19 protein-coding genes are annotated in these 20,052 nt (G+C 54.9%); 9 read left to right on the forward strand and 10 right to left on the reverse strand.

Translation table 11 applies throughout. The annotated features are described in order from the left end of the window. Window positions 1-12 precede the first annotated feature (12 nt). Genes ACT3T7_RS17670 through ACT3T7_RS17680 form a run of 3 tightly spaced genes read right to left on the reverse strand, consistent with a single transcriptional unit; the run spans window position 13 to window position 2,000 of the window. Window positions 13-828: a hypothetical protein gene (locus ACT3T7_RS17670; RefSeq protein WP_263065517.1), complete on the reverse strand. Its 816-nt coding sequence runs from the start codon at window positions 826-828 to the stop codon at window positions 13-15. Between the two features lie 16 nt (window positions 829-844). After that, entirely contained in the window at window positions 845-1,579 is a 735-nt protein-coding gene (locus ACT3T7_RS17675) for a HupE/UreJ family protein (protein WP_444631813.1), read from the reverse strand. A 52-nt stretch (window positions 1,580-1,631) separates the two neighbouring features. Next, the gene (locus tag ACT3T7_RS17680; RefSeq protein ID WP_139790094.1) at window positions 1,632-2,000 is read right to left on the reverse strand and encodes a hypothetical protein; all 369 of its coding nucleotides are present in this window, start codon (window positions 1,998-2,000) and stop codon (window positions 1,632-1,634) included. A 130-nt stretch (window positions 2,001-2,130) separates the two neighbouring features. Between ACT3T7_RS17680 and ACT3T7_RS17685 the strand changes: the two genes are divergently transcribed. Together ACT3T7_RS17685 and ACT3T7_RS17690 are read left to right on the forward strand one after the other, a co-directional pair. Continuing rightward, window positions 2,131-2,406 carry a metal-sensing transcriptional repressor gene (locus ACT3T7_RS17685; RefSeq protein WP_263065521.1) on the forward strand — a complete coding sequence of 92 codons (276 nt, stop codon included), beginning with the start codon at window positions 2,131-2,133 and terminating at the stop codon, window positions 2,404-2,406. A 33-nt stretch (window positions 2,407-2,439) separates the two neighbouring features. Further along, window positions 2,440-3,810, forward strand: a complete 1,371-nt coding sequence (locus ACT3T7_RS17690) for an MFS transporter (protein ID WP_081137409.1) — start codon at window positions 2,440-2,442, stop codon at window positions 3,808-3,810. A gap of 67 nt (window positions 3,811-3,877) precedes the next feature. Here the strand turns inward: ACT3T7_RS17690 and chrA are convergent, their stop codons facing one another. After that, a complete protein-coding gene (gene chrA, locus ACT3T7_RS17695; protein WP_444631814.1) occupies window positions 3,878-5,254 on the reverse strand; it encodes a chromate efflux transporter in 1,377 nt (458 codons plus the stop codon). Between the two features lie 81 nt (window positions 5,255-5,335). Between chrA and ACT3T7_RS17700 the strand changes: the two genes are divergently transcribed. Then, window positions 5,336-6,304, forward strand: a complete 969-nt coding sequence (locus ACT3T7_RS17700; RefSeq protein ID WP_263065525.1) for a chromate resistance protein — start codon at window positions 5,336-5,338, stop codon at window positions 6,302-6,304. A gap of 370 nt (window positions 6,305-6,674) precedes the next feature. Here the strand turns inward: ACT3T7_RS17700 and ACT3T7_RS17705 are convergent, their stop codons facing one another. The 6 genes from ACT3T7_RS17705 to ACT3T7_RS17730 form a co-directional block, all read right to left on the reverse strand. Further along, window positions 6,675-7,199, reverse strand: coding sequence for a DUF4411 family protein (locus ACT3T7_RS17705; RefSeq protein WP_081137403.1), 525 nt, complete (start codon window positions 7,197-7,199; stop codon window positions 6,675-6,677). Beyond that, on the reverse strand, window positions 7,199-8,371 hold the full coding sequence (locus ACT3T7_RS17710) for an ImmA/IrrE family metallo-endopeptidase (RefSeq protein WP_170919469.1): 1,173 nt from the start codon (window positions 8,369-8,371) through the stop codon (window positions 7,199-7,201). The genes ACT3T7_RS17705 and ACT3T7_RS17710 overlap by 1 nt, the downstream gene beginning before the upstream one ends. A gap of 552 nt (window positions 8,372-8,923) precedes the next feature. Further along, window positions 8,924-9,118 (reverse strand): DUF2933 domain-containing protein, encoded by a 195-nt coding sequence (locus ACT3T7_RS17715; RefSeq protein WP_016915536.1) that lies wholly within the window; start codon window positions 9,116-9,118, stop codon window positions 8,924-8,926. Beyond that, window positions 9,115-11,394 (reverse strand): heavy metal translocating P-type ATPase, encoded by a 2,280-nt coding sequence (locus ACT3T7_RS17720; protein WP_096921765.1) that lies wholly within the window; start codon window positions 11,392-11,394, stop codon window positions 9,115-9,117. The genes ACT3T7_RS17715 and ACT3T7_RS17720 overlap by 4 nt, the downstream gene beginning before the upstream one ends. A 79-nt stretch (window positions 11,395-11,473) precedes the next feature. Then, on the reverse strand, window positions 11,474-12,112 hold the full coding sequence (locus ACT3T7_RS17725) for a Spy/CpxP family protein refolding chaperone (RefSeq protein ID WP_444631817.1): 639 nt from the start codon (window positions 12,110-12,112) through the stop codon (window positions 11,474-11,476). A gap of 79 nt (window positions 12,113-12,191) precedes the next feature. Next, on the reverse strand, window positions 12,192-12,389 hold the full coding sequence (locus tag ACT3T7_RS17730) for a hypothetical protein (RefSeq protein WP_144983648.1): 198 nt from the start codon (window positions 12,387-12,389) through the stop codon (window positions 12,192-12,194). 496 nt (window positions 12,390-12,885) lie between these two features. On the opposite strand from ACT3T7_RS17730, the gene ACT3T7_RS17735 reads away from it, so the two are divergent. The 6 genes from ACT3T7_RS17735 to cls all read left to right on the forward strand — a co-directional run bounded on the left by ACT3T7_RS17735 (window position 12,886) and on the right by cls (window position 19,518). Further along, window positions 12,886-14,313 carry a multicopper oxidase family protein gene (locus ACT3T7_RS17735; RefSeq protein WP_444631818.1) on the forward strand — a complete coding sequence of 476 codons (1,428 nt, stop codon included), beginning with the start codon at window positions 12,886-12,888 and terminating at the stop codon, window positions 14,311-14,313. A gap of 101 nt (window positions 14,314-14,414) precedes the next feature. Then, window positions 14,415-15,275 (forward strand): F510_1955 family glycosylhydrolase, encoded by an 861-nt coding sequence (locus tag ACT3T7_RS17740; protein WP_039181150.1) that lies wholly within the window; start codon window positions 14,415-14,417, stop codon window positions 15,273-15,275. Window positions 15,276-15,293: 18 nt separating this feature from the next. Next, entirely contained in the window at window positions 15,294-16,124 is an 831-nt protein-coding gene (lgt, locus tag ACT3T7_RS17745; RefSeq protein ID WP_081195060.1) for a prolipoprotein diacylglyceryl transferase, read from the forward strand. After that, the gene (locus ACT3T7_RS17750) at window positions 16,121-17,161 is read left to right on the forward strand and encodes a L,D-transpeptidase family protein (protein ID WP_081195058.1); all 1,041 of its coding nucleotides are present in this window, start codon (window positions 16,121-16,123) and stop codon (window positions 17,159-17,161) included. Before lgt ends, ACT3T7_RS17750 begins: the two co-directional genes overlap by 4 nt. Window positions 17,162-17,293: 132 nt before the next feature. Beyond that, complete coding sequence (locus ACT3T7_RS17755) at window positions 17,294-18,043, forward strand: ferric reductase-like transmembrane domain-containing protein (protein WP_081137392.1); 750 nt, start codon at window positions 17,294-17,296, stop codon at window positions 18,041-18,043. Continuing rightward, window positions 18,040-19,518: a cardiolipin synthase gene (cls, locus tag ACT3T7_RS17760; protein ID WP_050980320.1), complete on the forward strand. Its 1,479-nt coding sequence runs from the start codon at window positions 18,040-18,042 to the stop codon at window positions 19,516-19,518. The genes ACT3T7_RS17755 and cls overlap by 4 nt, the downstream gene beginning before the upstream one ends. Window positions 19,519-20,052: the final 534 nt, after the last annotated feature.

A 20,052-nucleotide genomic window follows, 5' to 3' on the forward strand; every position in this document is an offset into this window, starting at 1 on the left:
GGGGCTAGTCCGTTAAAGGGCCTTCACTAACTCGCCATAATCTCCGTCCACGCGCAAGACAATGGTCACATCGTTGTCATTGCGGTTACGGAAGAACCAGCCATGATTGCCAGTGAAAGCGGCTTCTAGCTCCCCCTCATCCTCGGGTACGCCACGTCCTTTCTCGTAGCTGATGGAATTTCCATTGCCATCACCGTGCGTATCAAAGTTGACAGGGCCACCTTCTGATGCCCAAGCAAAGGTAGCAACCGCCCCTTCTTGCATGGTGAGTTTGTACTCCGTGCCTTGCCCTGGCGTCAGGGTAAAGCTCACCTCATCACGCCATGGGGACGCTTCTTCCGCTTGTGTCGCCTGGGAAGCGGCTTCCTCGGAAGCCAATGCCTCCGCTAGCGCGACGCTGGCGTCGGTCATCATCCTTTCAGATTCAGCGGGCGAAGGTGCGACTGGATCACTCGCTGGGGCTGAATTGGCTGTTTGGGGAGCCATCTCTGCCTGTGACGTGGCGGTCTGAGAACCAGCATCGCTTGCCGTCGCAGGCTGGCTATCGCTACTCGCCTCTTGAGGTGCAGTGGGTTGAGAAGCCTGTTGGACACTGGCTTGATCGTTGGCCTGGTCAAGCTCGGCCTCTTCGGCTAGTTGGTTCTTGATTTCACCCATCTCGGTCAGCCCCAACAAGCGGCCCGCGCCGGTGGGGTCGATGGCATACTCTGCGGGCAACACTACGGTGACCAATAGAGCAGTGGCTATTACCGCAGCCAGCAATGTAGATCGAAGTAATTTACCCGTCGAAGGTAACTCGGCACGGGTTGGAAGATCGGTATTGTACATTTGGGTCTCTCCTGAATTAGGCGATGAAGTAGCCGGTGAGCTGATAACCGACCAGCATAAAGCCAGCACAAATCATGGCGACGTTGGCGGTATAGGCGTGGCGTAAGAAACCGGCAGTGCGTCGCCAAAATCCCATGCCAATGAGGATCGCACCCAAGGCCAATAGCTGGCCTATTTCCACCCCGACGTTGAACGCCAGCAGATTGGGAACCAGCCCATCCGAGGAGATATCGTATTCAATGATCTTGCTCGACAATCCAAAGCCATGAAACAGGCCGAAGACCAGCGTTGCCACTTTGGTATTGGGCTGAAAGCCGAACCAGCGCTGATACGCACCAATGTTATCGAGCGCTTTGTAGACAACGGAGAGCCCGATGATGGCATCGATCAGGTAGCTATTGATGCCAATATTGAAGTACACCCCTAGCAGCATGGTCGTCGAGTGACCAATCGCAAAGAGGCTGACGTAGATAGCGATGTGCTGCATTCGATAGAGGAAAAAGATGACCCCTAGCAAAAACAGGATGTGGTCATACCCCGTCACCATGTGCTTGGCACCGAGATAGACGAACGAGATCAGGTGAACGCCATAGATCTCCTGGATGTACCCTTTATCGCCTTCAGCAACAGCGTGGGCAAGGGCTTCACCGCTGGCTCCCAGGAGCATTACCAGCAATGTGAGAAGGGTCAGTGCGTGGCGTCGGGTTATAGCAGACAAGCTGAACGCACCCCCTATTTGGGATGGAAACATAAAACCTCCACGGGTCTGTCATTAGGAATGGCCGTCAGGCAGACGGCCTCAGTCATCCAGCAATGACTGGCCGTGGAGGACGCTCAAAGCGGTAGACGCGACGCAGCGGTAGACCGCTTCGTTCACCTAGCCGCAGGGCGTTGCGGAAGTTTGGCTCAATGGTAATGCCCGACCCGAGCCGATCCGCTTTTTCGTGAAAGTGGCCGCCACTCTCATTATGGAGGTGGCGGCCGTCCTCATGCTCGTGACCATGGGTATGCCCATGGCCTTTCTGTACATTCTCGTGGAGAGACGGCTCAACGCCCATCATGCTCGCCGCCCCATGCGCACGCGCCTCGCCCACACTGGTGATTACCAGACTAGGCAGGAACACCAACAGCAGGGTCAGATAGCCAAGGCGGTGGCGCAGCCGATTGAGCATGTAAAGCAACCAAGATGAATGTAAAAAAAGAAATCGATAGCCGTCTGCTTTGAACTATAACGTTGGCAGAAAACCAGCAATAGATTAACATCCCCTCCAGGGGGATAGGAATATAATAAGGGAAAAGAAAATGACCATACACACTCACCAGTCACATCCCGATATCATCAAGCGCTTAAACCGCGCTCGGGGACACCTTTCGAGCGTGACGCAGATGATAGAGGACGGTCGCCACTGCCTGGACATTGCACAGCAGCTCCATGCGGTTGAGAAAGCCATTCAACAGGCCAAACGTACCTTGGTTTTAGATCATATCGACCACTGCCTAGATGATGCTTTGGGCCCTCAGGGTCAAACCCAGCGGGCGCGGGCTGAAGAATTCAAGGCCATAGCCCGCTACCTGTAAACGCATCTAAGCCCCTCACTTGAGGAACGCTCAATGCTTGATGTACTTGCCCATCGCGTCTATTGCCATCTCTTTTTCGCTCAAGTCATTGCACTGATTGGTACCGGTCTGACCACGGTTGCTCTGGCATTACTGGCTCATCACCTTGCTGAGGGTCAGGCGGGGGTCGTGCTCGGCACCGCGCTGGCGATCAAGATGGTCGCTTACGTGGGCATTGCCCCACTGGTCGGCGCCTATGCCTCACGCCTGCCTCGGCGCACCTTGTTGGTTAGCCTGGACGTGCTGCGTGCGGCCGTGGTCTGCACGCTGCCGTTTGTTACCGAGGTGTGGCAGATCTATGTGCTGATCTTTCTGCTCAATGCTTGTTCAGCAGGCTTTACACCCGTTTTCCAGGCGACGATCCCTGACATTCTCGAAGACGAAGAGCAATACACGCGAGCATTATCCCTGTCGCGCCTCGCCTATGACTTAGAAAACCTTCTTAGCCCGATGGCGGCGGCGGCATTGCTGATGGTGATGGGTTTTGATGTCCTGTTCGTACTCAACGCATTGGCCTTCTTTATTTCTGCCGCCCTGGTGATATCGGTGACCCTGCCTGCGCCTCTTGCCCTAGAGGATGTTCCCGGCGTTTGGCGTCGCGTTACCCATGGCACGCGAATTTACCTAAAGACGCCCCGGCTGCGCGGGCTGCTGGCGTTGAGCCTGGCGGTATCAGCCGCCGGGGCCATGCAGATCGTCAACACGGTAGTGCTCGTGCGCTCGGTGTTGGGTTTGGGCGAGAAAGAGGTAGCCCTGGCCTTTGCCGCCGCAGGCGGGGGCTCCATGCTAGTGGCCTTACTGTTGCCCAAGGTGCTGGATCGGGTGTCCGAACGGCCGGTCATGCTGCTGGGTGGCGTTATGATGGCTCTCAGCCTCTACCTGGGCTGGCTAGGCCCATCGTTTGCGGGGCTTGTCGGGCTATGGTTACTGCTGGGCGCAGGGGCCTCATTGGTCATGACCCCCACCGGGCGCCTGCTCAAGCGCTCATGCCAGCCCGAGGATCGTCCAGCGCTGTTTGCTGCCCAGTTTTCGTTGTCACACAGCTGTTGGCTGGTCACCTATCCGCTGGCAGGCTGGCTGGGGGTGAACCTTGGGCTGAAGGGGACGTTTGCTTTGCTGGGAACGGTGGCCCTGGCGGCAACGGCGCTCACAGCTCTTATCTGGCATAGACGTGACCCGATGATTGTTGAGCACGAGCACATCCCCATAAGCCATACCCACCGGCACTACCACGATGAACATCATCAGCACGAGCATGAAGGGTGGGAGGGGCCGGAACCTCATCGCCATTTCCACCATCATTCCCCAGGCTCGCATCGACATGTATTTGTCATTGATAACCACCATACGCGATGGCCATCATGATCTGATAAAGCTGGCGGAGGGATATTGCCCTCAAGTGGGCTCTAGCAAGCTTGACAGTGTGAGGTAATTAGAAGCTAACCAGGGAGGCTAGAACGCCGAGTAACGCACAGCCAAACAGCACCTTGAGCATGCCAACCTTGAAATGAAAAATCGCGATCATGGCGCCTGCCGCCAGTAACAACGCCAGTAAATCGAGGGACGCTAAGTTCGGCGCTAAAAGTCGCGCTCCCATCACGTGCCTTTCGCCTACGTCAGCGAAGATAACGTGAAGTCCAAACCAAATGGCTAAGTTGAGGATAACCCCGACGACCGCAGCGGTAATGGCGGACAGCGCCGCGCTGAGGGCGCGGTTGTCACGTAAACGCTCCACATAGGGAGCCCCTAAAAATATCCAAAGAAAACAAGGTACGAACGTTACCCACGTGGTCAGCAATACGGCGAGCGTTGCGGCCAACATAGGATCAAGGCCTGTGGCCTCACGATAAGCGCCCATAAACCCAACAAACTGCACGACTTGAATTAACGGGCCCGGTGTCGTCTCCGCCATGCCCAGGCCATCCAGCATCTCGCCCGGTGCCAACCATCCATAATTTTGCACCGCCTCTTGAGTGACGTAACCCAGCACCGCATAGGCACCGCCAAAGGTCACCACCGCCATCTTACTGAAGAAGAAAGCAATCTGACTGAACACATTCTCGCTGCCGAATAGGGCCAATAGCAGCACTACCGGTGTTAGCCACAATAGGAGTAACGTGCCTGACATACGTAGCGACCACTGGCGATTGGGGCGTGCATGGGCAGGCAGCCCTTCGCCCAGTAGGGAGTCTCGGTCGCTAAGCACTGACTCGTCGGCATTTCCATGGCCACCTCCTACCTGAAAGGCCGTCATGCCACGTTTCCCTCCCCAATACCCCAGAAGGGCCGCGCCTAGAATAATCAGCGGAAACGCTACCTCAAAAAAGAAGATGGCGACAAACGCGGCAGCGGCGATGCCAAGCATTATCTGATTTTTCAGTGCCCTTTTACCTATACGGACGACAGCGTTAAGCACCACGGCTAGAACCGCCGCTTTTAGGCCAAAGAAGAGCCCTTCAACGGCTCCCACATTGCCCAAGGCGGCATACAGGTAGCTCAGGGCCAGAATGGCGATGAAACCAGGTAGCACAAAGAGGCTGCCCGCGACCAAGCCACCTTTGGTACGATGCATCAGCCAACCGATATAGATAGCCAACTGTTGCGCTTCTGGCCCCGGCAGCATCATGCAGTAGTTAAGCGCGTGCAGAAAACGGCGCTCGCCAATCCATTTTTTTTCTTCAACGAGTATGCGATGCATCACCGCTATCTGACCGGCGGGGCCGCCGAAGCTTAATAGTGCGATTCGTAACCAGACCCTAACGGCCTCACGGAACGGTACTTGATGGGGCGACTCAATGATGGGCGGCATGGCACACTCTTTAACGATGTCAGGGGTGTTATTTTGTAGAATGTATAACAATGGGGTTATACATACAACGAAAGAGGCGGTATGACAGATAACGTACAGCACTGGTTAATCCTGATCATGCGCCTCAGTGGGCGGGCGGGCACACCCCGTATGAGGATCTGGCGGGCACTTCGTAGTTTAGGTGCCGTGGTACTCAGAGATGGTGTCTACTTACTGCCTGCTAGCCCCTCGCGAAGGGAAGCGCTGGAGTTACAAGTCGGCGCTATTCGGGAGCTGGGAGGTAACGCGCTGCTGATCGAGATAGAAGAATCTGCCATAGATAGCGTCGATGTGTTGCCTTCGCTCTTTGATCGAACGCCAGATTTTCAAGCCTTACGAGCGGCAGTGGTTGACTGGCAGCAGGCTTGCCCTCAGTTGGAGGAGCGAGAAGCGCAGCGTCAATTGACCCAGTTGCAGCGACGTTTACAAGGCATTGTGGAGATCGATTTTTATCCAGGGTCAGAAAGCAAGCGCGCCGTTATGGCCTTGGCAGATGCGGAGACCGTCTTTAATCGTTGCTTTGTGCCAGACGAGCCCCAGCCGATCCAAGCCGAGATCCCACGGCTTGATCACTCTGCATTTCGCGGGAGATGGTGGGCCACGCGCCGTCGCCCTTGGGTGGATAGGCTGGCATCGGCTTGGTTGATCAAGCGCTTTATTGATCCCGAGGCTCGCTTCGTGTGGCTTGAGCATCCGAGCCAGTGTCCGACAGACGCGCTGGGGTTTGATTTTGATGGAGCTCATTTCACCCATGTTGATGACAAGGTCACGTTTGAAGTGCTGCTCGCGAGTTTTAGCCTTGAGACACAGGCAGGCTTGAGCAGGATTGCGGAGCTAGTCCACTACTTGGATGTGGGGGGCACCCCTGTGCCGGAGGCCGTAGGGTTAAAACTCATGCTGGCCGGGGCTAAAGAGCGTTGTGACGACGATGATGCCCTACTACAACATACAGATATGTTGTTTGATGACCTTTACCAGGCGTATTTGGCGGGAGACCCAAACGGGGAGTGAGCAATGCGCTAATAGTGAAAAGGCCGGGTTTACCCCAGCCTTTTGCTAGCGACCCTCGTGGCTCGAAATAAGGGTTCAGTCGGCCCGCGGACGTTCTAAATATTTCCAGCAATGGCACGAGGAGAAAGAAAGGTAGTTTAGGTTGCTAGCGTATTTCGCATTCCTTGAACGGCATAATTAGCCGCCAAGCAGCATGTGTCATGTATTCAGATGGAGTACGACAGGTGCCAGCTCCTTTCTAACCAGGCTATCAGAAGCCGAGGAATTTCGAGTTTGCGGCTGCGGCGTGAAAATGTGCTTGCACTGTTTTGACAAGAAAATTGACAGGCGACGATGTCTGGAGCAGTGATTCGTCAAACTAAAGCTGGCATTAAATACTGTCACGCCAATTAGTGCGGAAGTCCAGTGAGCGTAATAGCGCATAAACGGTACAACAACGGACTCCCATATCATCGCACACATCCGGAACTTTACGGTTCTTGCGACGTGCCGAGGGTTTAGGAATCTCATTGGATACCACAATCCTGTTGACTGGATCCCGAAGACCGTAAGCGATTAAAAATGGATCCTTCCCAACCTTCTCAAGTTCTATCTCATCGAGGTCTGATCCATATCCTTCGTCTAGCACTCTGTTCAATAGGTCCACATCAAATTCTTCTTGTAAAACAAGGAGGTCGCGTATCTCTCGGCTTTTAGCCCAGTTTGCATGCTGTGCCTTTGTGCCGCCTTTTATCTCATCAATTGTCTCAAGCGGCATACAGATAGAACCATCGCCAGCATGAAACTCAAGCCAGCGCCAAAATTCTGGCACTCTCTCCATATGGTAGTAATAATCGTGGGCGTGAATGATGATATTAGCGTCGAGAAGAAACAGCTTTTTTTGTTTGTCAGGCATTAAAATCCTACCATTTCAGCGACATTACCTGGGTTAACTCCCAGAACACGACCCGCCTTGGTTTCAGTTAGAACGCCATCCTGTAGCGAACGACGAACAAGGCTGATAAGAGCGCCTCCTGCACGATGGCGCTGCGTATTGTAGAAATTTCCACTTGAGCCAGACTCGCTTTCCTTTGATTTGGCCTTACTGTTCAGCCACAACTCACGAAGCTCAGTGCTAGCCCTTTCCCATTGAGCTTGGTTGAGCAGATTGCTACGAAACAGCCGGTACGCTACCAGTGAAGCGCTAACATTGAGGTCTCCTGCCTCCCGCTGCAGCGCTATGACGAAGGTCTCTTCCGACTGCATGGCAGCTTCATAGACCTCGCTCACCTCATCTGCTGAAATCAGGATGTGGCTCGCGACATCGTTGCAGTAACGCTCAATTTTGTGTTCGTGCGTCTGGGCGCTGATGCCAGTTTTCCCCAGCCACAGGTGTACCACTTCATGAAGCAGAGTGAAGCACCAGGCTGATTTCGAGTCGTTCTGATTGATTACTACAAAGGGTGCAATAGGATCAGAGAGAGCGAAGCCGCGAAAGGCCTCGGTATTGATTGAAGAATGATTACTGCCCAAGTCTCCAATGAGCAACACATAAATCCCTTTGATCTCGATTTTTTCTCGGAGATATTTGAATGCCTCGTGGGCACCTTTCCTTCTTCGATATGCGGCAATATCGATTTCAAAATAGTCCCTTATTGTACGGCAGGCACTATCTACGGCTGAAGTGACTTGCCCTTTACCCACAAAATCGACAATCACGTCCTCCTCTTTGTCAATAAGAGCATCTTTAACTAGTGATTGGCGAAGGTAGATGTCACGAACAAGAGCGCTTACGCTACCTTGATGCTCATCCCGCTTCGCCTCAGGAAGACGACGGAAGTCTTCGCCCAACGAGGCACTACGCGGCGGAGTAGGCAGAAAAAAAGTTATGAAAGGCCTATGGTAATGCTTAACCATTTTCATCAATTGGGGCTGAGTGGGTGAACGGTCACCCGCTTCATACGCTGCCAACATTTCTGAGCCGGTCACTCTCTTTCCGCCAAGGGCTAGTTTGCTAGCCGCCTCCTCGAGGCTTAGGCCAGCAGTTTCTCGAGCCCACTTGAGAATTTCTGGATTTGCTTTGGCCATGTCTAGTCCTAACCCCACCGGTATTTTGGGTGCCGGTACGTACATAGTGAATGAATCAGCTTAGCTCTTTAGAATAGAGGATATAAAGAGGAGGACAGCGTGTTTTCCCGCATAATTCGTTATTTTGGCAATTCGGACGCGTCAGCATCTAGTTGGAATTGCCATCATCCAGCATTAGCACTACGGTTGCCAAGGAACAGAGCGAGAAACCTGAATATTTTGGCGATCATGATTTAGTAACTGGCCGGTTGCTTGCTAGCTTATGCCCATGCAGTTTGGGTAGTAGGGCAATGGTTATTTCCTTTTTGTTAAATTAAGTATTTGTTTTTATTTGTTTTTATTTGTTTTTATTTGTTTTTATTTGTTTTTATTTTTTCTATCTATATTCAAATCCAGGATATTGAGTAGTACCTATGCTAGTCCAGCAAAATCTATATATTTAAATAGCAGGTGGTCACTACTTGGCCACCTGTCTCTTTAAGGAAGACTGAAGCTAGTACTGGCTATATTTGATGCCGAAGACATCGATTTCATGAACGCAATGACGCTGGCTCACTTCTCATCCTTATTTCTTTGATGATGACCGAAATGGCGATGCATGAGGAAATGCATGCCAAGACAGAGTGTCAGGGGAAGCAACAGCCAGGCCCCAGTGCCCAGTGACTGGCCGCGCCACATTAGAAAGAACATGGCCACGCCCATAATTACTAAGCAAGCAGTCATCATCCAGTGGTGAATGCGGTTCATTTGGCGTCTCCTTGTGGGTTGTTTGTGGCGAAGCGCCGCTTGAGTAGCAGCGAGTTGCCAATGACGGAGAGAGAGCTTGCGGTCATGGCGATGACGCCGATCATCGGGTGCAGCAGACCAATCGCGGCGATGGGAATGGCTGCCACGTTATAAGCGCTGGCCCAGATCAGGTTTTGGACGATTTTGCCGAAGGTGGCGCGAGATAGGTGCATGGCATCCACCACGGCGGTCAGTTCGCCGCGCACCAGGGTCACATCGGCGGCCTCAATGGCCACATCTGCCCCCGCGCCGATGGCTATGCCAACGTTGGCTTGCTTCAACGCCGCGGCATCATTGATGCCATCGCCGACCATGGCCACGTGGTTGCCATGTTTCTCCTGAAGTTTACGGATGGCATCGACCTTACCTTCCGGCAACACCCCGGCCTGAACCTCGTCGATGCCCACCTCGTCTGCTACGGCACGGGCGGCGCGCTCGTTGTCGCCGGTGATCATCACCACGTGCAGGCCCAGGTCATGCATGCCGCGGATGGCCTCTACGGATTTTTCCTTGAGGGTATCGGCCACTGCCACCAGGCCCAGGGCCTGACCGTCGGCGGCGACGATCACAACGGTGCGCCCCTTGCCCTCGAGCTCTGCCATGGCGTCATCAAGAGCCTCAAGGCCTGTCACGCCTTCCTCTTCCAGCAGTCGACGATTGCCGATCAGCACGGTTTCATCGCCCACCTTGCCCGAGACGCCCCGCGCTCCGGTGGAGCGAAAATCGCTGACTTCACCGGGCTTCACATCGCGTTCCTTGGCACCATCCACGATGGCCCGGGCGATGGGGTGCTCCGAGGCGTTCTCCACGCTCGCGGCGAGGGTCAGCAGGCGCGTTTCCTCGACTCCTTCGGCGGTGACGGCATCGGTGAGCTTCGGCTCGCCGCGGGTAATGGTGCCGGTCTTGTCGAGCACCATCACTTTGACGTCCTTGAAGGTCTGGATCGCTTCGCCGGAGCGGATCAGGATGCCGCGCTCGGCACCGATACCGGAGCCCACCATCAGCGCGGTGGGGGTGGCTAGGCCGAGGGCGCAGGGACAGGCGATGACAAGCACGGCGACGGCGGCAATCAGGGCTAGCGTTGGTGTGCTGGCATCTGGATTCACCCAAGGCAGGAAGGTCGCGCCCCAGTCCAGAATCGGCCGCAGGACGTCTGGAAACAGCGCCCATGCAATCAGGCTAGCCAGTGAAATAGCCAGTACCGCTGGCACGAAGCGGCCGGTCATACGGTCGGCGAATTCTTGGATTGGCACCCGTGAGCCCTGAGCCTGGTCGATCAGACGCACCACTTGGGAGAGAAAAGTATCGGCGCCGACGCGGGTCGCCTTGACCCGCAATCGGCCCTCCTTGTTGATGGTGGCGCCGATCACGCTGTCGCCGGTGCTCTTGTAGACCGGTATCGACTCGCCGGTAGCGAGGGACTCGTCGAGATGGCTCTCACCCTCGACCACTTCGCCGTCGGTGGGGATTTTATCGCCGGGGCGCACGATCATGATGTCACCGGGCGTGAGCTCTTTCACCGGCACTTCAATTTCCTCGCCGTCGCGCTCCACCCGCGCTGTCTTGGCGCCCAGCGTCATCAGGCGACGAATAGCCTGGGAGGCGCGCCCTTTGGCTAGTGCCTCCAAATAACGGCCCAGCAAGTGGAAGGTCATGATGGTGGCAGCCATCTCAATGAACGAGGTCATGGTGTAGAAAAAGCCGACCAGGCCAATCAGGTAGGGCGGCAGGCTGCCCATGGAGATCAGCACATCCATATTAAAGGTTCCGTTTTTCAACGAGCGCCAGGTCGACTTGTGGGTGGCTGCCCCGCCATAGAGGAATACCACCGGGAAGGCTAGCAGTGCCACGATGGCCAGATAGCCGGGAATTGGCTGCCAGAACATGTGCGGAATCATTAGCAGCATGATCAGGGTGGTGGGTATCGCGGCGATGATCAGTCGCCTGCGAGCCTGACTTAGATAGGCCTCCTCGATCTCGGAGTCGCTCTCGGCGTCCTCCTGATCACTCTGCACGGCAGCCACGTCATAGCCTGCTCCTTCGACGGCTTTCTTCAAGGTGTCGCCGTCGGGCCCGCTTGCCTTGATGGTCACACTGACATGGTGATTGGCAATATTGGTCTGAATCACGCCCACGCCATCAAGGCGTTCGAGCGTTTTGCGCACAATGCCGGCGCAGTGGTCGCTGCCCATGCCGGGCACCGTCAGGGTGATTGTGTTCGGGGTCGAATCGGACATCGTGTACCTCCTGCTGGCGTTGATGAGAGAACGGCCAGGGTTGGCCGTCCGTCCTAATGCCTACGCAGTGACATCTCGGTCAGTGGTGGGCGTCATGGTCGTCAGGATCGACGCCGCCCTCGGGTGTGGCCTGCTCAAGCTGTTGGCGCTGCTCGTCGCTCATCAGGTCATGCATGGCATTTCGCATGCGCACCATCTCGGCCATCATCTCACCGTGCAACTCGGCCATCTGTCCGTGTAGCGCCTGAACCTCATCAGGGTCTGGGCGATCGCCGTGCATCTCCGCCATCAGGTCGTCGCGTAGGTTTATCATCCGCCCCATGCGTTCGAACTGGGCAGGTCGGTGCTCCTGCATCAGCTCACGCATCTCGCTGCGTTGATCATCATCGAGCATCAACATCATGTCCATGCCGGCGCCGCCCATCATCGGGCAGGGCATCATGCCGCCGCCCATCATTTCCCCCATCATGCCGGGCCCCATTCCGCCTTGGCCGCCGCCCATCATGCCGGAACCCATGCCGCCCTCCATCATGGAGCGTCCCTGGCCCGCTTGGTCACCCATCATTCCCTGGGCGAAAGCAATGCCGGTACCACTGGCTGCGAGGGCCAGGGTGAGTCCGAAGGCGAGAGTGTGCTTGCGAATATCCATGGTCGTTCTCCTTAGCGACAGGCCTATATCAAAGGCCGATGCCTGAAGTATTGAGGCTATGTGTAGCACCTAGGTCAATTCTCAATATGGCATTCAGGCATGCCTAAGGCATCTCAGGGCGTGAAAGTAGGCAGTTTGTTGACCTGTATCAATTTTGGTAATTCGGCAACCTGCCTGCTGCACTTGGGTTGCGTGTGTCTGTGAAGCCATGAAATACTCTTAATATCCTCCACTCGATAGTGATTACTTCTTTGTCATGAATTGCTCCACTTTTAAATGGCTGCTTTGTTTGCTGATAAGCCTTGCCTTGGCGCAGCCATTGATAGTCGTGGCGATGGATCATCATGAAGATGAACCTTGTCTGTTCACTGACATTGATCTAGCCAGTGGAGCGATCGAAGTTGTTGGGTCGGTCAGCATTGGCGACCACGATGCCTCCCATATGGCAGAGTGCTGTATGCCCTGTGCTCAGTGTGCGGTAAATCTCGCGTTGCTTATCGAAGACGCAACCTCCGCCACGTCGACCTTGCCTCGTTATCTGGTCAACTGGTCGCCAGCTCCGCGCGCGCTCTTTGATCGCCCTCCTCGCGTTTAAACCTTCATCGCTGAACGTTCAGCTCGCCTATGGCGGGCCAAGATGATGATTTTAATCACGAGGAATAGCCATGAAACGTCGCGAATTTCTTCGCTACACCACCCTGGGTGGTATTGCCCTATCTGGGTCTGGCCTATTGGTTCACGCTTTGGCCGGACGGCATACACAGGCGTCACCAACAGCTCTGCTAGATAACGCTAGCATCCCTGCAGGACAACCCCTTCAACCATTGCCTCGGATTGCAAACTTGAGTGATCAGGTTGGGCGCTTTCAAAGTGTGTTAACCCCCGCTGCCCATGCGCTGCCAGTGAGCGATGGGCTGGAGGCAAAGTTGTGGCTCTACAACGGTAAAGTGTTGCCATTGATTGAGGTGCGCGAGGGGGATGAGTTAGACATTACGCTGATAAATGAGCTTGAGCAGGAAACGACGCTGCACTGGCATGGGGTACCGGTGCCCCAGTCGCAAGATGGGGCACCCTGGGAAGCCGTATTACCAGGAGAGTCACGACATTATCGTTATGTTTTTCATAGGGGGAGTGCAGGGTTACACTGGTTTCACCCCCACCCACATGAAGGTACTGCGCGTCAGGTAGCTCATGGTTTAGCGGGTGCATTGTTGGTCAGGCCCCGATTAGGCGTGTTGCCCGCGGAGGTGGAAGAGCATTTGCTAGTGGTCAGCGACCTGCGCCTGAATATGAATGGCGAAGTGGCGCCCCATACCAGCGAAGATTGGATGAATGGACGCGAGGGGGAGCTTCTGTTGGTCAACGGCCAACGCGAGCCACGTCTTGATGTGGCGCCGGGCACTACTCTGCGGCTGCGGCTGGTCAACGCCTGTGCTGGCCGGTACTTGCGTTTACGCTTGGAAGATCACGAGTTGACCCTGATCGGTACCGATGGCGGGCTGATCGAGCGACCACAACCACTCGAAGAGTTGCTGCTCACCCCGGGTGAGCGGGTCGATCTGCTAGTACGCATCAGCGAGAAATCTGAAAGGAGTTTTGAGCTGGCGAGTCATCCCTATACACGTGGTTGGATGGGGGCTAAGCCGGCACATCTGGACGAGATTGCTTCGCTATTATCGATTCATACCCTAAATACTGGCGTATACCCCGCCGTCGCGTTACCTGACCCCTTGTCCCATATCGAACCCCTGGGCGAACCAGTGGTGAGACGTCAAGTGGAACTGACCGAGGTGATGCCAGACCATGACAATCACGGTGCGGTGAATGGCGATCCGCATGCCGGCCACGGCGGCAGTGACAGCCATCACGGAACCCATGGGCCGGGGCATGGGGCGAGTCACGCTAGCGACGATGATAGAGCGGTTCGACCCAAGGTGGATTTTCTGATCAACGGCCGTGCCTTTGCCATGAACGACGTCCTGTTTGAGGGGCAGGTTGGCGAGGTAGAGGAGTGGGAAGTCTTCAATAACTCCCATATGGATCACCCCTTCCATGTGCATGGCACCCACTTTCAGGTGATCGCTACCCGCGATGCTGACAGGGAATGGCGAGACGCGCCCTGGCTGGCCTGGAAGGACACCGTCAACCTGGCTCCTTATCAGCGTCTCAGGCTGCGCATGGTGTTCCTCAAGCCCGGCGATTGGCTGTTCCACTGCCACATCATCGAACACGAAGAGCTAGGCATGATGGCAACGATCCGTGTGAGTTGAGCTTGCCTTGCCTTGCCTTGCCTTGCCTTGTTTTGCTTTGGCGTTGCGCGTTGGCTTTGCGTGGTGCTTGTCCACCTGACGACTGATAAGGACGTGATGTCATGACCTATTATCGCTGGCCACTCGCCGTGGCCTTCCTGCTTACCTTGCTTTCAGGTTGCTCCCGAGAACCGAGTAGTATCAGTCTTGAGCAACTGCGAGAGCAGACCCATATTCACGGCCTGGCCGTCGATCGAGCGGATAGCGAACGACTATGGTTGGCCACCCATCATGGCTTCTATGCCGTTGGTAGTGATGGAATGGCCCGCCGGGTCTCGGAGGAGACCCATGACTTCATGGGTTTTGCTCCTCACCCGGAAGAAGCCGAGACCTTCTTTGCCAGCGGCCACCCGGCCAGGGGAGGCAACCTCGGCGTGGTTAAGTCCCGGGATTCAGGCCGCAGCTGGTCACAATTAGCTATCGGCGTTGATGGCCCGGTGGACTTTCATCAGATGACCATCAGTGAGGCCAGTCCCGACGTGCTCTATGGGGCTAATGGTGGCCAGCTCCAAGTCAGCCAGGATGGTGGAGCCAATTGGCAGATTCGCGCCCAGGCGCCGGCCGGGCTGATTTCACTGGCTGCCTCGAGCCGTGATCCCGAACAACTCTATGCCGCCACCCAAACCGGGCTATTGATGAGTCCTGACGGAGGCGAACGATGGCGACAAGTATACCCTGAGCGTCGCCCTACGAGCCTGGTGGTGGCCAGCCAAGGAGAGCTTTACGCCTTCATGATAGGGGTAGGCTTGCTGAGAGTTGGGGAGGGCAGCCGGGATTGGGAGGTAGTCAAGCGTGGCTGGGAAGAGCGCTATCTGATGCATCTGGCGCTGGATCCGCACGACTCCCAGCGTTTGGTGGCGGTTGATGACCTCAATCAACTGCTGATCAGTAATAACGGTGGGCGCGATTGGTCGCACCTCTAATGAATTGGGAGATACCACATGTTGCAATATCCCCAGATTGATCCAGTGGCCATCAGCCTCGGCCCGTTCGCGATTCACTGGTATGGCCTGATGTATGTGGTGGGCTTCGGCGCCGCCTGGTGGCTTGGGCGCCTTAGAGCTAATCGGCTTAAGCTAACCCACGATGACATTAGCGACCTGATCTTTTACTCCGCGGTAGGCGTAGTGGTTGGTGGCCGGTTGGGCTATGTCCTGTTCTATGGAATAGAACAGTTTATGGCCAACCCCTTATGGCTGTTCAAAGTTTGGGAAGGCGGTATGAGCTTTCATGGTGGACTGCTCGGGGTGCTGGCGGCGACGCTATGGTTTGCGCGAAAGCATCGGCTCGGCTTCTTTGCCCTAACCGACTTCATCGCACCACTGGTGCCGATCGGTCTTGGTGCAGGGCGAATCGGCAATTTCATCAATCACGAGCTGCCGGGGCGCGTCAGCAACCTGCCCTGGGCGATGCCGTTTCCCCACATGGGCCCAGAGCCACGACACCCCTCTGCGCTTTATGAATTCGCCCTGGAAGGGGTGGTGCTGTTCGTGCTGCTGTGGTGGCTTTCCGCTGAACCGAGGCGGCGAGGTCTGATCTCTGGTCTTTTTTTGCTGCTGTACGGCGTGTTTCGCTTCACAGTTGAATTCGTGAGGTTGCCGGATGAACACATCGGCTTCCTCGCGTTTGGCTGGGTCACCATGGGAATGCTGCTGACTGCCCCTATGATACTGGTCGGCATGGCGCTGATCACCTGGTCGCGCCAACAACCGGTGGATAATCATAGCCAACCCGGTTTATATCTGCGCCGCCGAGAGAGGAGGACACAATGATACTATCGCTTGGGCACTCCAACACCATTACTGCCATTATTATTAAAACGGGGCTAGGGGCGTTGCTTATCGCTACGCTGCTGAGCACTTCGCCTGTGCTTGCTGAAGACGTGGGGGAGTGGCCGCAGGGCCACTACAGGTTGCCTGAGTACGGTGACCTGATTGGTGAGGCCTATAAGGTAGTGGTAGACAACGAGGCGGATACGCTCCTCGATATCGCCCGTACCCATAACCTGGGCTACGAGGAAATCCGTCGGGCTAATCCGAACGTCAGTCTTTGGGTGCCGGGCGTCGGAACAGAAGTGCTCGTGCCAGCCCAGTATATCCTGCCCGATGCCGAGAGGACTGGCATTGTAATTAACATCGCCGAGTTACGTCTCTACTATTTTCCGGAGATAGGCGAAGGTGAGGTGCCGCGAGTCGAGACCTATCCGATCGGTATCGGTCGAGATGGCTATAACACCCCACTGGGAATTACCACCACTACCATGCGGCTTGAGGATCCTGCCTGGTATCCGCCACGTTCCATGCGTGAAGAAGCGGCGGCGCGAGGCGAACCGGCACCCTCAGTGGTGCCGCCGGGTCCCGATAACCCGCTCGGCAAGCATGCCATCCTGCTCGATATTCCTGGTTATCTAATTCACGGTACCAATGATCCGGACGGCATTGGCATGCGCGCCAGCCGTGGCTGCATACGCATGTTTCCGGAAGATGTTAAAGCAATATTCGGTGCTGTGCCTTTAGGCACTCAGGTTAATATCGTCGATCAGCCCGTCAAGATCGGCTGGGACGATGGCACTGCGTTCGTGCAGGTATATCAGTTTCTTGAAAATCAGAACCACGGCAGACAAGCACTGCTTGAGATGCAGCCGAAGCTCAATCAGTACATCTTGGATCAATCGGTAAATTATGCACAACTCCAAGAACTGCTGGAGAGATCCGACGGTCAAGTAGTGCCCATCGATACGCCAACTCAGGATGAGCTTCTAGAAGAACAAGCACAACCCTTGATATTGCTTTATGAGGTGGGTCTTTAACGCTTTCATAAGGGTGTTTGGGATGCTGAGAAAAGTCAGCCAAGCTTCCCAGGCACCCGAATAAAGTCGATATTAATCATATGTGAAATAGGGTTAGCCTTGCGATGAAGTGGTGTCTAGGTATGAAAAAATATGAACCATCACGTTATAGCTAAAAAAGTCAGTATGTCGACTAGGCGTCATAGAATTGGAAGACATTTCGTTGTTGTACTGATTGGTGCCATGACAGCTTATCTTTTTTGGTTGAGCCGAATGGAGTGGGACGCTGAGATGCGCACTTGGCGTGCTTTAGGCGATGCTGCTTTTATCCTGTTATTTGTCACCATGGTGATAGGCCCTGTGGTGAAAATATGGCCTAGGCAATTGAGCTTTCTTGTCAATTGGCGGCGAGCCTTCGGGATCTGGTTTGCGATCTTTGCCTCTGTGCATGCTTTTCTAGTGTGGGATGGCTGGGCACGGTGGTCGATTCGTGGATTTTTAGGCTATCAGGAGCTGCCTTTGGCGGGGCTTTCAGGCCCGGTTCTTGTGGATCCGGGGTTCGGGCTTGCGAATATGGTCGGGTTAGTCGCCCTCTTTTTTGGGCTCGTCCTGTTTGCCATATCATCCGACAAGGCCATGCGCTTCCTGGGAAGCTCAACATGGAAGCATCTTCAAAATTATGCCTATGTGGTTTTCTATCTAGTTGCTCTTCATGGAATCTACTTTCTCTTCCTACATTATGAGCTGAGTCTCAGGAATCTAGTTTTCCAGAGTGGGGTGTCTGGGCCCAATTGGTTTCGGTTCTGGTTTGTAGGGCTCGTGAGTATTGTCTTTACCGTTCAGGTTGCGGCAATGATAAAACTGATTTTACAGCGAAGAAAAGGTGGTTTAGGGGGAGCATGAGCGATGAAAGGGAAAAGCCGGGGGCAGTAACGCTGCCCTCCAGGCGACGTCGATTCTGGCGTCGTTTACTGCTCGTGGTGGGAGTTGCTCATCTGGTTGGGTTTGTGTCGTCACTGGATGCGATGATGTCGAGCCGTACCTCTCAGGGAGCTGTGGCCTGGATCGTTTCACTAAACACATTGCCCTATGTGGCGGTGCCAGCCTACTGGGTGTTCGGCCGCACGAAATTCCAGGGCTATGTCTCTGCACGACGCGACGAGAACTCGGTGTTGGGGCAGGCGCTTGCTGAAAAACTGGCCGAGCTGCGGGCTCATGGGGTTTCGGATGAACACGCTGACAAGCATCTGGTGGGTGTCGAACAGCTGGCCAAGCTGCCGTTTCTAGGTGGCAACCGGGTGGAACTGCTGATCGACGGTGAGCAGACCTTCGAGAGCTTGTTTGCCGGTATTGATGCTGCTGAGCGCTATCTGCTTGTGCAGTTTTATATCGTTCGGGCTGATGCAGTGGGATTGGCGCTGCAGGCACGGCTGATTGAGAAGGCTAGGCAGGGCGTGGAGGTCTTCTTTCTATACGATGAAATTGGAAGTTATGCGTTGCCGAGCCACTATCTCCAGACGCTGGAAGAGGCGGGTGTTCGAGTACATCGCTTTCATTCTACGCGGGGGACAGGTAATCGCTTCCAGCTCAACTTTCGCAACCATCGCAAGATAATGGTGGCCGATGGGGAAAGAGCTTGGGTCGGTGGATTCAATGTTGGCGATGAATACTTGGAAGGCCACCCACGAATTGGCCCGTGGCGTGATACCCACCTAATGATTGAGGGGCCTGCGGCCTTGGCGCTGCAGCTGGTGTTTCTTGAAGATTGGCACTGGGCGACTGAGGAAATCCCCGAGCTTCCCTGGTCACCGCTAATTCCAAGCGGCCATGGTACACCGGTGCTCATTCTTCCGAGTGGGCCCGCAGACCGATTTGAGACGGCTAGTCTGATGATTCAACAGGCAATTCACGCCGCGCAAGAGCGTATCTGGATATCCAGTCCCTACTTTGTGCCAGATGAGGGGGTGCTGGCGATGCTTAAACTAGCCTCGTTAAGCGGAGTAGAGGTGAAAATCCTGATTCCCGAACGTCCAGATAACCTTCTAACCTACTTTGCGGCCTATGCCTTTCTCGATTCGCTTCTCGAGGCGGGGGTCGAGGTCTATCGCTACGAGGGGGGCTTCTTACATGGCAAAGCCTTTTTGGTTGACGAAATCGGTGCGGCAGTGGGTACCGTTAACCTCGACAACCGCTCCTTTCGACTCAACTTCGAGGTGACGGCGATGGTGATGGACGCCGACTTTGCCGCCGAGGTTGATGCGATGTTCAAGGCGGATTTCGCGCGGGCACGGCAGATGCAGCCAGAAGAGATCAGCGATAAGCCGCTTTGGCATCGGGTGGCGGCTCGAGCGGCCTATTTGTTTGCGCCGGTCTTATGAGTGTGCTTGATCACTCTATTGCCCGCTGGCCTGTGATTTTGCATTCAAGTCTTCGCTTTGGAGTTTCAGGCCATGATGAAAGCCCCTCGTGCAATACTCAATCCAGATAGTAAACTTCAGGCAACCTCTCGGTTTTAAGCTGAAATAAAATGAACAGTTGAAGAAAAGGTAATGCGATTCACCGAGTTGGCTCGGGCTGGTGTGGTAACTGTACGCCATTAAACTCGTTAGGGTCTGGTACAACCGTAACGAGATCTGTGCAACGGCTGTTGACTCTGTGACGAGCAGGCTATTGGACGCCTCCGATTCGTTGACTGCGCAGATTCCCTAGGAGAGGGTCTTAGTTAATGAAGAAGATATTGTTGCGCAGACCAAGACAACCTTACGGTGGTTGACAGTAGTATGTAGCTGGCTGAACAAGGCCATTGCATTCGCATGCGGATTCAAGGGCTTCAGGTGATGGCGCAATTTTTCCGGGAGTGCGCGTCTAAGAATGCGCTTTTCACACTCACGTCAAATTACCATTATTCTTAT

Origin of the sequence: Halomonas sp. 111 (assembly GCF_052379685.1) — a bacterium.
In the GTDB taxonomy this organism is placed as follows: domain Bacteria; phylum Pseudomonadota; class Gammaproteobacteria; order Pseudomonadales; family Halomonadaceae; genus Vreelandella; species Vreelandella citrativorans.

Excerpts from the sequence above, each read along its gene's own strand:
- ACT3T7_RS17670 (WP_263065517.1), bottom strand. The coding sequence starts at position 828 with ATGTACAATACCGATCTTCCAACCCGTGCCGAGTTACCTTCGACGGGT.
- ACT3T7_RS17675 (WP_444631813.1), bottom strand. The coding sequence starts at position 1,579 with ATGTTTCCATCCCAAATAGGGGGTGCGTTCAGCTTGTCTGCTATAACC.
- ACT3T7_RS17680 (WP_139790094.1), bottom strand. The coding sequence starts at position 2,000 with ATGCTCAATCGGCTGCGCCACCGCCTTGGCTATCTGACCCTGCTGTTG.
- ACT3T7_RS17685 (WP_263065521.1), top strand. The coding sequence starts at position 2,131 with ATGACCATACACACTCACCAGTCACATCCCGATATCATCAAGCGCTTA.
- ACT3T7_RS17690 (WP_081137409.1), top strand. The coding sequence starts at position 2,440 with ATGCTTGATGTACTTGCCCATCGCGTCTATTGCCATCTCTTTTTCGCT.
- chrA (WP_444631814.1), bottom strand. The coding sequence starts at position 5,254 with ATGCCGCCCATCATTGAGTCGCCCCATCAAGTACCGTTCCGTGAGGCC.
- ACT3T7_RS17700 (WP_263065525.1), top strand. The coding sequence starts at position 5,336 with ATGACAGATAACGTACAGCACTGGTTAATCCTGATCATGCGCCTCAGT.
- ACT3T7_RS17705 (WP_081137403.1), bottom strand. The coding sequence starts at position 7,199 with ATGCCTGACAAACAAAAAAAGCTGTTTCTTCTCGACGCTAATATCATC.
- ACT3T7_RS17710 (WP_170919469.1), bottom strand. The coding sequence starts at position 8,371 with ATGGCCAAAGCAAATCCAGAAATTCTCAAGTGGGCTCGAGAAACTGCT.
- ACT3T7_RS17715 (WP_016915536.1), bottom strand. The coding sequence starts at position 9,118 with ATGAACCGCATTCACCACTGGATGATGACTGCTTGCTTAGTAATTATG.
- ACT3T7_RS17720 (WP_096921765.1), bottom strand. The coding sequence starts at position 11,394 with ATGTCCGATTCGACCCCGAACACAATCACCCTGACGGTGCCCGGCATG.
- ACT3T7_RS17730 (WP_144983648.1), bottom strand. The coding sequence starts at position 12,389 with ATGATGATCCATCGCCACGACTATCAATGGCTGCGCCAAGGCAAGGCT.
- ACT3T7_RS17740 (WP_039181150.1), top strand. The coding sequence starts at position 14,415 with ATGACCTATTATCGCTGGCCACTCGCCGTGGCCTTCCTGCTTACCTTG.
- lgt (WP_081195060.1), top strand. The coding sequence starts at position 15,294 with ATGTTGCAATATCCCCAGATTGATCCAGTGGCCATCAGCCTCGGCCCG.
- ACT3T7_RS17750 (WP_081195058.1), top strand. The coding sequence starts at position 16,121 with ATGATACTATCGCTTGGGCACTCCAACACCATTACTGCCATTATTATT.
- ACT3T7_RS17755 (WP_081137392.1), top strand. The coding sequence starts at position 17,294 with ATGAACCATCACGTTATAGCTAAAAAAGTCAGTATGTCGACTAGGCGT.
- cls (WP_050980320.1), top strand. The coding sequence starts at position 18,040 with ATGAGCGATGAAAGGGAAAAGCCGGGGGCAGTAACGCTGCCCTCCAGG.